The organism is Roseibium aggregatum (genome assembly GCF_017309185.1).
Taxonomy (GTDB): domain Bacteria; phylum Pseudomonadota; class Alphaproteobacteria; order Rhizobiales; family Stappiaceae; genus Roseibium; species Roseibium aggregatum_B.
Genome location: NZ_JAEKJZ010000001.1, coordinates 2,105,708 through 2,121,113, shown reverse-complemented (window position 1 = coordinate 2,121,113; position 15,406 = coordinate 2,105,708). Strand labels below are relative to the sequence as shown.

Genomic DNA, 15,406 nt, shown 5'->3' with positions numbered 1-15,406 from the left:
TGCAAAAAGAAACGGAGCGGCTCATGGCCCACAAACGTATCCGCAAGTTCAATACCAAGGACACCTATCCGGAGCAGGCGCTCGACAACGATCTCTGTCAGGTCGTGGTTGCCAAGGGCACCATGGTGTTCGTCCGCGGTCAGATCGGACAGAACCTCGACACCTCTGAAAATATTGGCGTCGGCGATGTGACAGCGCAGGCCGAACAGGCCATGGCGAATATCAAGATGCTGCTGGAAGAAGCCGGGTCCGAGCTGGCGCATGTCACCAAAATCGTCATCTATATTGTCGATCCGCGTTACAGAGAGCAGGTTTACCGGGTGGCCGGCAAATGGCTGAAAGGCGTCTTTCCGGTCTCCACCGGCATTGTCGTTTCGGCTCTTGCCCGGCCGGAATGGCTGGTGGAGATCGATGTCACCGCCGTCATTCCCGACGAAGGTTAGGATTATCGCATGACGTTTTCGATTGCCGCCCGATGTGCAGAGACCGGCGCGATGGGGATTGCCATCTCCTCGTCTTCGCCGGCTGTCGCCGCGCGCTGCGCCCATGCCCGTGCTGGCGTGGGCGTTGTGGCGTCTCAGAACATTACGGACCCGTCGCTCGGACCGAAGGGCCTGGATCTGCTGCAAGGCGGCCTGGACGCCGACCACGCGCTTGAAGCGCTTTTGCAGGATTATCCGACGGCGGACTGGCGTCAGCTCGTGGTACTCGACTCGTCGGGCGGGAGCGCCTTTTTTTCCGGGTCTGAAACCCTCGGAACAAACGCGACCGCGAAAGGCGTGGACTGCGCGGCGGCAGGCAATCTGCTCGCCAACGAAACCGTCCCCGGGGCCATGGTGGCCGCATTCGAAGAATGGCCCGGCGCGCTCGGCGACCGGCTGATTGCCGCCATGAAGGCCGGGCTCGAGGCCGGCGGAGAAGCGGGGCCGGTACACTCCGCCGGTCTTTATATGGTGCGCGACGTGAGCTGGCCGATCGCGGATCTGCGTGTGGACTGGACGGAAGACTGTCCGATCGAAACCCTCAAGTCGCTCTGGCATATCTATCAGCCACAGCTCGAGGACTACGTCACCCGCGCCATCGATCCCACAGCGGCCCCCAGCTACGGCGTGCCAGGCGACGAATAGACATCAAAAAGCAAGGACCTTCAAACATGGAACTCACGCACAAGGATTGGGTCGCAAAGGCGGAGGCAATCCGGTTTCCGGCGCATGCTCTTATCGACGGCAAGCCGGTTCAGGCCATTTCGGGCAAAACCTTCGACACGATCAATCCGGCAACGGGGGCCGTGCTTTCCACCCTGCCCTCCTGTGACGCGAACGATGTCGATGCCGCCGTCAAGGCTGCCCGCGCCGCCTTCGAGGACGGGCGCTGGTCCGGAAAGTCGCCGGCGGAGCGCAAGGCCGTCATCTTGAAGCTTGCGGATCTGATCCGGGAAAACGGCGAGGAATTCGCCCTTCTGGACAGTCTCGACATGGGCAAACCTGTCCGGGACGCGGCAACCATCGATGTGCCGGGAGCGGCTGCGATCTTCCAGTGGTACGCGGAAGCCATCGACAAGGTCTATGACGAGATCGCCCCTACAGGCGAAGGCGATCTGGCACTGGTCCGGCGCGAGCCACTCGGCGTCGTCGGCGCGGTGGTTCCCTGGAACTTCCCGCTCGACATGGCCACCTGGAAATGCGCACCCGCCCTGGCCATGGGCAACAGCGTCATTCTCAAACCCGCCGAGCAGTCGCCGCTTTCCGCCGTCCGGCTGGCGGAACTGGCTTTGGAAGCGGGCCTTCCCGAAGGCGTTTTGAACATAATCACCGGATACGGCGAAACGGCAGGCAAGGCCATCGGTCTTCATCCGGACATCGACTGCGTTGCCTTCACCGGATCCACGGAAGTCGGCAAGTACTTTCTGGAATATTCCGGTCAGTCGAACATGAAACAGGTCTGGCTGGAATGCGGCGGAAAGAGCCCGAACCTCATCTTCGCGGATTGCGACAACCTGGATGCCGCCGCCGACATGGCCGCGCTCGGCATCTTCTTCAATCAGGGCGAAGTCTGCACCGCGAACTCCCGCCTTCTGGTGGAGGCCTCCATCGCGGAGGAGTTCGTTGCAAAACTCGTTGAACGGGCCGGAAACTTCATGCCCGGAGACCCGCTCGATCCGGCCTCATCCATGGGGGCGATGGTCGATGAGAAACAGACCGATCGCGTCATATCCTTCATCGAACAAGGCCGGTCCACCGCGAGGCTACTTTGCGGCGGCAATCGCGTTTCCGTCGATGGGAAAGGCTGCTTCATCGAACCAACCATCTTCGCGGATGTCGCTCCCGGCAACCGGCTGGCGGCGGAAGAAATCTTCGGTCCGGTCCTGTCGGTGATCAGTTTTGAAACGGAAGAAGAGGCCATTCAGATCGCCAACGACACGATCTACGGTCTGGCGGCCTCTGTCTGGACGTCCAATCTGTCCCGGGCGCACAGGGTTTCCGCCAAACTCAAGGCGGGAACCGTATCCGTGAACACGGTAGACGCGGTCTCTCCGATGACGCCGTTTGGCGGCTTCAAGCAGTCGGGGATCGGCCGGGACCTGTCGCTGCATGCCTTCGACAAGTTCAGCGGACTGAAGACCACGTGGATCAAGTACTGACAACCGCAACGTCGAGGCATGAATGCGCTTCACGCTGAAACAGCTTGAGTATTTCGTTGCCGCGGGCGAAACGGGAAGCATCGCCCGGGCCTCGGAACGCATCCATGTCTCCCAGCCGTCGATCTCGACAGCTATTGCCCAACTGGAGAAAGAGCTGAACGTTCAGCTCTTTCTGCGCCACCACGCGCAAGGGCTTTCCCTCACCCCCTCCGGGCGAACGCTCTTTCAAGAAGCCAAGCGTTTGCTCGAACAGGCCGGCGGGCTTTATGCCGCCGCCTCGCAGATGCACGAAGAGGTCCACGGAAACCTCAACCTGGGATGCCTGACAACGCTGGCGCCGATGATCCTTCCGGAACTGACTCTCTCCTTTACGTCTGCGTTTCCGAAAGCAAGCGTATCCCCGCTGATCGACCATCAGGAGCGGCTCCTTGCGAGCCTTCGAAGAGCGGAGGTCGACATCGCGGTGACTTACGATCTCCGGCTTTCCGAGGATGTGACGTTTCAGCCTCTGGTGGAGCTGCCTGTCCACGCTCTTGTCGGCGAGAACCATCCGCTGGCACGGGAAAGCAGGACGACCTTGAAAGAACTCGCCGCTCTCCCCCTGGTGTTTCTCGACCTGCCCCATTCAAGAGACTATTTCCTGTCCCTGTTCGACATGGACGGCCTGACACCGAATATCGCCTACCGGCTGACTCAGCCGGATGTCATCCGCACAATGGTGGCCAACGGGTTCGGTTATACCCTGGTCAATACGGCGCCACGCTCCAATGTGGCGCTGGATGGCCGGACGTTGACCAGGGTGGCCATTGACGGCAGCCACCGCCCCATGACCCTCGGGCTGGCGACCCTGACCGCGCTCAGGCAAACCAAGCTTCTGGAAGCTTTTGTCAGCCATGCGAAAAGCATCATTTCTCAAGGATATATTCCCGGAATGATGGCTCCTTGACGCCTCCCCTCTGATTGATCCGTAAGTCGTGGAGTCCGTTGCGTCGCCTTCGACGCCTCCGCAGCAAATCGGGTCAACGGACCGGTCGAATTTCGATCGAAAACCGCTGGGTGTGCGCGTCTGTCGCAGGTGGAAAATTGAGGTAAATCAAATCCTTTTGCCGATTCAAGGCGTCTAAATAGAATTGTTCTAAAGAAAGGGTGCTGTGCAACACGACCCTGTCTTCCCGACGCAACTTTCCTGCGGAGGATAAAACCATGAAACACTTGATGACATCCATCGCTGCTGTCAGCTGTCTGCTGGCGGGAGCCGCTTCGGCGCAAGAAGACCTGCGTTCCGAAGCAAAGGACCTGTTCGAACCGGTCCCCTCTACGACCCCTTCGGTTCAGGACAATCCGATCACTCCGGAAAAGATCGATCTGGGCAAGGCGCTCTTCTTCGATCCGCGCATGTCCGCGTCCGGCGTGTTCTCCTGCAACTCCTGCCACAACCTGGCGACCGGCGGTGACGACAACATGTCCACCTCCATCGGTCACGGCTGGCAGAAGGGACCGCGCAACGCACCGACCGTCCTGAACTCCGTTTTCAACGAAGCCCAGTTCTGGGACGGTCGCGCAGCCGACCTGGCCGAACAGGCCAAGGGCCCGGTTCAGGCCGGTGTCGAAATGGCCAACACGCCTGAAAACGTGGTTGCGACCCTGAACTCCATGCCGCAATACGTCGACTGGTTCAAGGCTGCCTTCCCGGGCGAACAGGATCCGGTCACCTTCGACAACTTCGCCAAGGCGATCGAAGCCTACGAAGCCACGCTGGTCACGCCGGCACCGTTCGATGCCTGGCTGAACGGCGACGACAACGCGATGACCGACCAGCAGAAGGAAGGTCTCCGCGTCTTCATGGAAGCCGGATGCTCCGCCTGCCATAACGGCGTCAATGTCGGCGGTCACGGATACTACCCGTTCGGCCTCATTGAAAAACCCGGTGCGGAAGTTCTTCCCGAGGGTGACCGGGGCCGGTACCAGGTGACCGAAACCGCCGATGACGAATATGTTTTCCGCGCAGGTCCCCTGCGGAACATCGCCGTGACGGCCCCCTACTTCCATTCCGGCGTCGTCTGGGATCTGAAGACGGCCGTCGAGATCATGGCTTCATCGCAGCTTGGTGCGGACCTGTCCGAAGACGAAATCGACTCGGTCGTCGCCTTCCTGAACGCCTTGACCGGCGAGGTTCCGGAAGTCGTCTATCCGATCCTGCCGGCTGAAACGGGAACAACGCCGAAACCCAGCGGCGTCGTTATCGACGAATAAGCAAACGGCGCAATCGTGCAAGAACTCGAGAAGGCGGTGCCACTGGCGCCGCCTTTTTTCTGGCTTGCGAAGCTTGTCCGGACCGAAAGACCGTTCTCCGCCCTCACCCGGCCTTGGCCGGCTGCCCCATGATCGCCGGGACAATCTTTTCCGGCGGGCCCATCATCGCGATCTGACCGGACTTCAACACCACGACCCGATCCGCCAGTTTCATATGGCTGGGCCTTTGAGTGTTGAGAAGAACTGTGGCCTTGCCGTGAAGCGCCTCGATCATCTCCATGAATTTCTTGTCGCCTTCGAAATCGAGATGCGTGCCGGGATTGTCGAACAGATAGAGCGGTGCGGATTTGATCAGCGCGCGGGCGAGAACGATCCGCTGTTTCATGTCCTCGGTAATCAGTTTGAGGCTCTGACCGTTGAGCCTGGTTTCCAGTCCGTCGAAATGAACGTTCAGGTAGGACAAAAGGCCGAGTTGCGACGTGATTTCGACAAGCCTCTGGTGACTTGCACCCGGATCGGACAGGCGCAGGTTCTGGTCGACCGTGCCGTAAAAGAAATCCAGGTTGTCCGGAGCGTAACCGATCGCGGACCGCCACTCGGACGTGTCGAGCTGGCGCACATCCAGTCCGTCGAAAAGAATGGATCCGACCTGGGGCTGGAACAACCCCGTTATGGCCTGAAACAGCGCGGTTTTCCCAGAACCGCTCGCCCCGGTGATTGCAACCGTCTCGCCTTCGCCGACAGTCAGGTCTATGCCCTTCAAGGTGGCTTCCGTCGCTCCCGGATAGCGCAGCACGAGTGAAGAGATCTTCAGTTCGCCGCGCATTTCACGCTTGATCTTCGGCAGATGACCGGGCTCGCGCTCCAGGGGAACCTGCATCAGGCTATTGATCTGATCGATCACCACCCGGCTTTGCGCGAACTGAGTGATACTCAAGAATGCCTGGTTCATCGGGCTCAGGACGCGCCACGACAATGCCATTGTCGCGATCAGCGCGCCCAGGCTCATGTCTCCGTTCATTGCCTGCCCCGCGCCGATCCCCAGAACCAGCACGCCGCAAATCGTCATCAGCGTCTGGGAAACGGTTTGAAGGACATGGGTCAGGTTGCGCGCGTGCAGATTCAACTTGTTGAAATTCTCCGACAGGGTCGACAGCCGATCCAGCCAGACGTCATCCACCGACAGGTTCCGGAGCGCTCTCTGGTTCCGGACGGTTTCAATCATGAAGTTGTTGAGCCTGGTCTTCTGTTCTCCGACGAGTGCGACCTCTCGCTGGATCCTGGGCAGAACGTAAATGGCCATCAGCGTATAGAGACCGAGAAGCACCAGGGGCGGAAACGCCACGGGACCGCCAATCAGGAAGATTGCCGCGATGAAGATCAGGGTAAAGGGGATATCGACAATGGCGCTGAGAAGAGAACTCTGAAAAATGTCCCGAACGCTGCCGAAGAACCTGAGACGCGCAACCTGGGTCCCGATCGGAGCTTCCGACAGCATGGCATAGGGCAAATGCAGGATGCGTTCGAAAGTCTTGTTGCCGACAAGGGCGTCGATGCGGCCGCCGAGGTAGGACTGCAGGCGGTTCTTGGCCCTGCGCAGCCCTATTTCGCAGGCTAGAATGATGACGATACCGGCGGCCATCGTGAACAGCACATCGATCGCCTTCGCGCCCATGGCCTTGTCGTAGATGGCCATGATGAACAACGGCGGACCGAGCGCCAGGACGTTCAGCACAAACCCCAGTGCCAGGATCGCCAGGACGCTGCCGCGGAATTTTCTGAACACCTGCGAGAACCAGCTGCGGCCGTTGCGGGCCTTGCCGGTCTCTTCAACGTCTTCCTTGACCAGATAGACTTCGTCTCGCGTAATCTCTGCCGTCGGTACGGTTTTCGCCTGCCCCTCGCAGCCGGAGTAGACACGGAAATCGCCTGTATCCGACATGCCCGCGATAATCTGCACGTCGCCACCAGCCACTCTCAAACACGGGAAATGGCTCTTGTCCAGATTGCGCGCCTTGCCGTGATAGAGGGTTGTCCTCACATTCAAGCGATTGAGTACGGCCCTGAGATCCTGAAAATCCGCAACGGAATCAAAATGCGGAAGAGCTTCAAAAAGGAGCCGGCTGTTTCCGTGCCATCCCAATTCCTCAAGCAGCGGAACGAGGCAGTTCTCGGCGGGGGACGCGTCCGCCCGCGACGCAGCATCGGGCGAAGCGCACAGCTCGGCGGACAAATCGCTCAATTGCTTGTGGACCGGGTTCTCCGGGAAATCCTGCTCCGCCAGATTAAACAGTCCTCTGTTCATCCGGCGACCTCCACGCTCGCCGGCGCCCCGGCGTGGGCTGTGCCCCCGTGGAGATATATCTTGCCATCGCGCAGTTCGATCTGCCGGTCCGCGACCGCAAGCATTGACGGCCGGTGACTGACGATCACAACGGTCAGGAGCCCTTTCAGGCGCCGCAGAGCGGAAATCAGCCCTCTTTCAGCCGGCAGGTCGAGCAAGGCATTGGCCTCGTTGAGGACCAGTATTCCGGGTTCGACGGCAAGTGCTCTTGCGATGCAGATTCTCTGCAGGGTCGATGTCGGGACCCTGCCGCCAAGGTCGGATCCGATCTGTGTGTCGTAGCCCTTCGGCAACAAATGGATTTCTTTTTCCAGCCCGATAAGCCCCGCGGCCATCCTGGCCCGGGCGATGTCCGAGACAGCACCGAACATCGTGATATTTTCCAGGATGCTGCCGTTGAAGATGGCCGACTGGCTATCGAGATAGGCAACGTTTTTTCGAAGCGCCTTCCGCTCCGGTCCGGAGTAATCGTGTCCTCCGATCAAAACGCGCCCCTCGTCGGGCTGAATTTCTCCCGCGATCAGCCGCATGAGATTGGTCTTCCCGCTTCCCTCCGGTCCCCGCACCCCCAGAAACTCGCCTGCCTCGATCCTGAGGTTGACGTTCTCAAGCACGCGGTCTCGACCCTCGCCCCTGAGCACGGACACGTTGACGAGTTCGATCGAACTGTCGGTTTCCCCGACCGGGGTGCGATTGTCTTCGACCACCGGCAACTGAAAGAGGGCCTTCACCTGGGAATAGTCGTTGTTCAAACGCTGCATGTCCGTGAGTTGATTGATTGCACGCAAAAACGGTTGGACGAACTGGCCGGACAAAAGCGTGCTTGCCGCGACTCCCCCGATGCTGAAGTTTCCGTAAATGACCATGGCGGCGCCAAAAACCACCACGCAAACCGTCGTCGTCGTTCCGAAAATCGATGCGATGTCCCGCTGCTGTCCAGAGAGCCTTATGAAATTTGCATTCAGTTCGGCTGCCTGTTTCTGCAGGCGCTCGAACCTGCGCATGATCAACGCTTCCATGGCCTGCGACTTCACGGTCTTCGCGCCGGAGAGCACCTCGAGAATAAAATCGGACTTCCGGTCGCCCTGTTCCGAGCGTTCTGCAATGACTTTCTGCAAAAGTCGGTTTCGCTTCAATGCGAACATCAAAAATCCGCAGAGCAGACACAGCGGGACAAGAGCCAACGGGCCGGCAATATACGCAAGAACCACGAAAAAAATCGTTCCGGCGGGAAGATCGACGGCGAGCAGCCGTCTCTGATCGCCGTAGTGTTCCGCAACCGACTGAAGCGAACGGAGTCGATGCGCCTGTACGGAGACAGGAACGCTTGCGAAAAGATCCGTTTCGGCATCGAGGATCCTTCGGAAAAGTTCCTTGTGGGCCTGATGATTGAACCCCGCCCCCAATCGGCCGACAACAGCCGCGCGCGAAACCTTGATGACGCCATCGGCGATCAACACCGTCACGACGCCCGCTATAAGAACCCAGAGCGTGTTCAGGGACGCATTCGGCAAGACCCGGTCATAGACCTGCAACACCGCCAGAGGCATCGCCAAGCCGAGAATATTGGTCAGAACGGACGCCACGACCACATCCCGCGGCAGCCCAGGCGAGGTAATCCACCTGCCCGACGGCGAATGCCGAATCCGGAGCCGAGGAAGAAAGAAGGATGAAACAACCGATTTCAGCATTCAGCGAGCCACAGTCCTCTAGAGCTCGTTTAAAATGCGCCAATCCGGTTTAAAAACGGTTTACCCTAAATCCCGAATTGTAGATTTAAATTGAACTAACATACAGATTTCCGGTTCTTTTTTCCGTTTCCTTAAGGCTGTCGGCGTTCCATCGACCGATCTTCAACCGTGCGGATGTGCGACCGGAATGGCGAACGAAATCGAAAAACGGAATCAGGACGAGACAACCGAGAGCAGAACCACCCTGACCTCGGACAGCTACCTGAATTCCGGCTTCCTGGAGCCCGACGGCCAGCATCTTGACCAGGCGCACGACTACCACCTCGACCAGGACCTGGGCGAAACCATGGAGCAGGTGAACGCCAATCTGCACCTGGGCAGCGACACCCCCGACCGACATACGGGGTCGTTGGAGGAAACCGGTCAGGGCGTCTTTGAAACCATATTCGAGGCACCACCCCTCAACGGATCCGACAACGATGGTACCGCTTTGCCGGACAATGCGGCCGATGCCGGTCTGCCGAACGCGTCTGCCGAGGAAGAAGGAACGCGCTCGGTTCACATTGCCGACGCATCCGATGCGCCCCTGAGCAATGGGCTGTCCAGCGACCCTGCCGACCGAATCCTCAACGGATCCGTGCAAGAGCAGGACCCGATCTCGGAAGAGCGCCTGGAAACCCCACCAACCCAGGAAGCTGCAACGGCAAAGGCGGTTCTTCCCGATGAGACCGATGTTCCCGGAACGGACCCTGCGGAGCCCTCTCCATCAAATCTCTCCGGAATAACGGATATCGATCTCGCGGACGATTCCGTTGACGAAGACGCGGCCTCCGGTTCGGGAACGGGCATACAGGCCCATGCGGATGTCTCGGACGGCAATCAAGTCACATACAGTCTACTGGATGACGCCGGTGGATTGTTCTCCATAGATCCCGCTAGCGGCATCGTCTCTGTTGCCGGAGATCTGGATGCGGAATCGGCCGGCAGTCACGACATCGTCGTCCTTGCGACTGCCTCCGATGGACAAACGCAAACCGAATCATTCACCATAGGCGTTCGGGACGTCAATGAATACGGCGTTTCGCCCGTCACGGATATCGACGCCACGGACAACGCCATCGCGGAAAATGCCGCCTCGGGCGAAACCACCGGAATAACCGCGAGCGCGGAAGATCTGGATGTCTCCGACACGGTGTCCTATTCGATAGACGACCCGAGATTTGAAATCGACGAAAACGGCATCGTGACCGTTGCCGACGGCGCAAATTTCGATGCGGAAACAGAAAGCACAGTCTCCTTCACGGTAACGGCCACGTCGACCGATGGTTCGCAGTCCTCCCAGGTCTTCAACCTGACGGTCTCTGATGTGAACGAAAGCTCTGTCTCAGCCGTTTCCGATACGGACGCCACGGACAACACCATCGCCGAGGATGCGTCCTCGGGCACAACAGTTGGCATCACCGCGCTTGCCACCGATGCCGATGTCACCGACACCGTCAGCTACACCGTCGACGACAACCGGTTCACCGTCGATGCGAACGGTGTTGTCACCGTTGCCGACGGAGCAAGCTTCGATGCAGAGACCGAAGGCTCCATCGACGTCACCGTGACGGCGACCTCTTCCGATGGCTCCACCTCCCAGGAGACCTTCACCATCTCCGTCTCCGACGTCAATGAATCCGCCGTCTCGTCCGTCTCTGACACGGATGCCACGGACAACACCATTGCCGAAGATGCATCCTCGGGCACAACAGTTGGCATCACCGCGCTTGCCACCGACGCCGATGTCACCGACACCGTCAGCTACACCGTCGACGACAGCCGCTTCACCGTCGATGCAAACGGGGTCGTCACCGTTGCCGACGGAGCAAGCTTCGATGCCGAGACCGAAGGCTCCATCGATGTCACGGTGATGGCCACCTCTTCCGATGGCTCAACCTCGCAAGAGACTTTCACAATCTCCGTCTCCGACGTCAACGAAAGCGCCGTTTCTGCTGTGTCAGATACGGACGCCACGGACAACACCATTGCCGAGGACGCAGCCGCAGGAACCGAGGTCGGCATTACGGCGCTTGCCACCGACGCCGATGTCACCGACACCGTCGGCTACACCGTTGACGACAACCGGTTCACCGTCGATGCGAACGGCGTTGTCACCGTTGCCGACGGAGCAAGCTTCGATGCAGAGACCGAAGGCTCTATCGACGTCACCGTGACGGCCACCTCTTCCGATGGCTCCACCTCGCAAGAGACCTTCACAATCTCGGTGTCAGACGTCAACGAAAGCGCCGTTTCCGCCGTTTTAGATACGGACGCTTCGGACAACACCATTGCCGAGGACGCAGCCGGAGGAACCGAGGTCGGCATCACCGCGCTCGCCACCGACGCCGATGTCACCGATACCGTCAGCTACACCGTTGACGACAGCCGCTTCAGCGTGGATGCGAACGGGGTCGTCACCGTTGCTGACGGCGCCTCGTTCGACGCCGAGACCGAAGGCTCCATCGACGTCACCGTCACGGCGACTTCGTCCGATGGCTCCACCTCGCAAGAGACCTTCACCATCTCCGTCTCAGATGTGAACGAGTCCGTTGTTTCTGCCGTTTCCGATACGGACGCCACGGACAACACAATCGCCGAGGATGCATCCTCGGGCACAACAGTTGGCATCACCGCGCTTGCCACCGATGCCGATGTCACCGACACCGTCAGCTACACCGTCGACGACAACCGCTTCAGCGTCGATGCGAACGGCGTTGTCACCGTTGCCGACGGAGCAAGCTTCGATGCCGAGACCGAAGGCTCCATCGACGTCACCGTGACGGCGACCTCTTCCGATGGCTCCACCTCCCAGGAGACCTTCACCATCTCCGTCTCCGACGTCAATGAATCCGCCGTCTCGTCCGTCTCTGACACGGATGCCACGGACAACACCATTGCCGAAGATGCATCCTCGGGCACAACAGTTGGCATCACCGCGCTTGCCACCGATGCCGATGTCACCGACACCGTTAGCTACACCATCGACGACAACCGGTTCACCGTCGATGCGAACGGCGTTGTCACCGTTGCCGACGGAGCAATCTTCGATGCAGAGACCGAAGGCTCTATCGACGTCACCGTGACGGCCACCTCTTCCGATGGTTCCACCTCGCAAGAGACTTTCACAATCTCCGTGTCAGACGTCAACGAAAGCGCCGTGTCTGCCGTTTCCGATACGGACGCCACGGACAACACAATCGCCGAGGATGCATCCTCGGGCACAACAGTTGGCATCACCGCGCTCGCCACCGACGCCGATGTCACCGACACCGTCGGCTACACCGTCGACGACAACCGCTTCACCGTCGATGCAAACGGCGTCGTCACCGTCGCAGATGGCGCAACCTTCGACTATGAAAGTGAACCGTCAATCTCGCTGATCGTCACGGCGACCTCTTCCGATGGATCGACCTCCCAGGAGACATTCACGGTTTCCGTATCCGACGTTGCTGAAGACTATCAGCTAGACGACGGGGGCCAGTCCTTCACGGACAGCGGCGTTGCGGAAACAACGATCACGGGCGGAACCGGCGACGACACCATTACAGGCCACGACGACGGCGCGACCATCGACGGAGCCTCGGGGAACGACGACATCTCCGGTGGATCCGCGAACGACACGCTGTCTGGAGGATCCGGCGACGATACCGTTTCAGGAGGCGACGGCAACGACACGCTTTACGGAGAGGCCCAGTCAACCAACGGAACCTGGCATTATCAGGTTTACGATCACGATTTCAGTTATGCCTCCGGACAGGCGGGCGACATCGAAAGCGGGTCGATGATCGATGAAGGCACGACCGATGCCGTCGACGTTAATGCCCTGATTACGACCGCGAGAGGTTCCACCGACAATCAGGACGACTTCGGCGTCATTCTGACGTCCAATTTTACCGCGACCGACGGCGGCACCTATCGCTTTTCGACGCGCTCCGACGATGGTTCGACAATCCGGATCTACGATTCCAACGGAAATCTGGTGACCTTCACGGATTCCTATGGCAACGAAAGCGACCATCTCGACAACGATCACGATCAGTCCGCAACGACCAGATGGGCGGAAGCCGACCTGGACGCCGGTGAAATCTACACGATCGAAGTCCGGTACTGGGAAAATGCCGGCACCGAGACGCTTGAAGCGACAGTCACACCTCCAGGCGGCAGTGCACAGGATCTGTTCACCTCGGAGTTTGTCAGCTCCTCTGAAGATATCCCTGGAGACGATACGCTGAGTGGCGGCGCCGGCGACGACACGATTGATGGGGGACTGGGAACCGATACCGCTGTCTATTCGGGGAATTTCTCGGATTACACAATCACGGAAAACGCTGGCGTTTTCACGGTGACCGACAACAGGGACGGATCCCCGGACGGAACCGACACGGTCGTGAATGTCGAAAATTTCCGTTTTGCCGATGGCGATGTTCTTGCGGGCGATTTGATCGCGCAAGATATAGGCGCGATCAGCGACACGGACGAAACAGCGAATTCCATCGCGGAAAACGCGGCCGAGGGGGCGGCTACCGGGGTCACGGTTCTGGCAGAGGATGGCAATACATCCGATACAGTTTCCTACTCCGTCGATGACAACCGCTTCGCCGTCGATGGGAACGGCGTCGTCACCGTTGCTTCCGGAGCGTCTTTCGATGCGGAAACCGAAGCCTCCATAGACGTCACCGTTACAGCAACTTCTTCCGATGGGTCCAGCTCGCAAGAGACCTACACAATCTCCGTCACCGATGTGAATGAAACCGCGGTTTCCCCCGTTTCCGACACGAACGCCACAGGCAACATAATCGCCGAAGATGCAGCCACTGGAACCGAGGTCGGTATCACCGCACTGGCCACAGATGCCGATGTGAGCGATACTGTCAGTTATTCGGTCGACGACAGCCGCTTCGCCGTAGATGACAACGGTGTCGTGACCGTCGCATCCGGCGCAGCTTTCGACGCGGAAACCGAAGCCACGATCGATGTTATCGTAACAGCGACTTCTTCGGATGGCTCGACGAGCACGGAGACCTACACGATTGGCGTCTCGGATGTGAACGAGACAAGCGTATCTGCGCTGGTGGACGCGGAGGCGACGGTAAACGCGGTCGCTGAAAACGCGGCCGAAGGCACCGCAGTCGGCCTCACCGCTTATGCGACGGACAACGACGTTTCAGACACGGTGAGTTACACGGTGTCCGATAGCAGGTTTGCGGTGGATGCCAATGGTGTCGTCACGGTCGCTGCCGGGGCGACGTTCGATTATGAAAGCGAACCGTCCGTTTCCCTGACCGTGACCGCAACGTCTTCGGATGGTTCCACGGCACAGGAGACCTTTTCGATCGCCGTTTCTGACGTCGTAGAGGACTATCAGATGAAAGACGGCGAGACCACGTTTACCGATACGGGCGTCGCCGAAACGACGATTACCGGACATGACAGCGCCGATACCATTACGGCCCATGACGACGGCAGCACGATCTATTCTGGTGCGGGCGACGATATGATCTACGGTGGGGACGGCAACGACACTGTCATTTACGGAACCGGCGCGGATACTGTTTATGGTGGAGGTGGCGACGACTTCATCGACGACGAAGTCGGCACCCAGCCCAATAACGACAACAACTATCTGGACGGCGGTGCAGGGAACGACACGATCTATGGCGGCGGCGGCAATGACTTCATGCTCGGGGGAAGCGGAAACGATACGCTGTATGGTGAAGGCGACAATGATATTCTCGCCGGTGGTGAAGGCAACGACCTCCTGGTTTCCGGCTCAGGTGACGATATTCTTGTCGGTCAGACAGGCGACGACATTCTCATTGGCGGTGATGGCTCCGACCTGATTTATTACGGGCTCGGCGATGGCAACGATACGGTCAACGCAGGTATCGGCGCCTCGTGGACGGACGTGATCGACCTCGGAGGTTATACCGGGACGGAATCTGCCGGGGAGTTTGGGACGGATTGGACCGTGACCGTCACCAGCGGATCGATACACCATGTCGACGCGATCAACGGAGAGATCGATCTTTCTCAGGACGCTGACGGCTATATCGATTTCTCTGACGGAAGCCGCGTCACCTTTAGCGACGTCGAGGAAATTCGCTGGTAAGGCCTTATCCTTTTTCCAGAAAACGCCCGGCACAGACGGCTTGGCCGAGTTCGCCAACAGCCACACGTACAGATTGTCTAGAAAAGCGAGGCGTAAGTCGGGTGCAGATCCGCTATCCGGAGATTGGCAGGATGTTGTGAATTCAAGGCCGATGACTACAAATCGATGCTCGCCCTTGTTCACCGCGACAGCCGGATTCCGGCTCACGCAATGCCGCTTTGCGGCGCTCTGTCAGGAATGACCCCGAGGGGGGCGCCAATCTCAGCTTCGCACGGTCGGCGGGCGTGTTTGTCAGGCCGGAAAACACCAACGGTGCATTTTCCGGT

General features: G+C 59.2%; 8 protein-coding genes. 6 read left to right on the top strand and 2 right to left on the bottom strand.

The annotated features are described in order from the left end of the window. Positions 1–23 precede the first annotated feature (23 nt). The 5 genes from JF539_RS09150 (at position 24) to JF539_RS09130 (ending at position 4,894) form a co-directional block, all read left to right on the top strand. Positions 24–443, top strand: a complete 420-nt coding sequence (locus JF539_RS09150; RefSeq protein WP_207139982.1) for a RidA family protein — start codon at positions 24–26, stop codon at positions 441–443. 9 nt (positions 444–452) lie between these two features. Next, entirely contained in the window at positions 453–1,127 is a 675-nt protein-coding gene (locus JF539_RS09145; RefSeq protein WP_207139981.1) for a DUF1028 domain-containing protein, read from the top strand. Positions 1,128–1,153: 26 nt separating this feature from the next. Beyond that, positions 1,154–2,641, top strand: a complete 1,488-nt coding sequence (locus JF539_RS09140; RefSeq protein ID WP_207139980.1) for an aldehyde dehydrogenase — start codon at positions 1,154–1,156, stop codon at positions 2,639–2,641. Between the two features lie 22 nt (positions 2,642–2,663). Next, a complete protein-coding gene (locus JF539_RS09135; RefSeq protein ID WP_207139979.1) occupies positions 2,664–3,587 on the top strand; it encodes a LysR family transcriptional regulator in 924 nt (307 codons plus the stop codon). Positions 3,588–3,844: 257 nt separating this feature from the next. After that, entirely contained in the window at positions 3,845–4,894 is a 1,050-nt protein-coding gene (locus JF539_RS09130; protein ID WP_207139978.1) for a cytochrome-c peroxidase, read from the top strand. A gap of 103 nt (positions 4,895–4,997) precedes the next feature. Here JF539_RS09130 and JF539_RS09125 read toward each other — a convergent pair whose 3' ends face one another. Together JF539_RS09125 and JF539_RS09120 are read right to left on the bottom strand one after the other, a co-directional pair. Further along, positions 4,998–7,199, bottom strand: a complete 2,202-nt coding sequence (locus JF539_RS09125) for a peptidase domain-containing ABC transporter (RefSeq protein WP_207139977.1) — start codon at positions 7,197–7,199, stop codon at positions 4,998–5,000. Continuing rightward, positions 7,196–8,824 (bottom strand): peptidase domain-containing ABC transporter, encoded by a 1,629-nt coding sequence (locus JF539_RS09120; protein ID WP_207139976.1) that lies wholly within the window; start codon positions 8,822–8,824, stop codon positions 7,196–7,198. Before JF539_RS09120 ends, JF539_RS09125 begins: the two co-directional genes overlap by 4 nt. A 292-nt stretch (positions 8,825–9,116) precedes the next feature. Between JF539_RS09120 and JF539_RS27845 the strand changes: the two genes are divergently transcribed. Continuing rightward, positions 9,117–15,080: a beta strand repeat-containing protein gene (locus JF539_RS27845; protein WP_207139975.1), complete on the top strand. Its 5,964-nt coding sequence runs from the start codon at positions 9,117–9,119 to the stop codon at positions 15,078–15,080. The last annotated feature ends 326 nt before the right edge of the window (positions 15,081–15,406 follow it).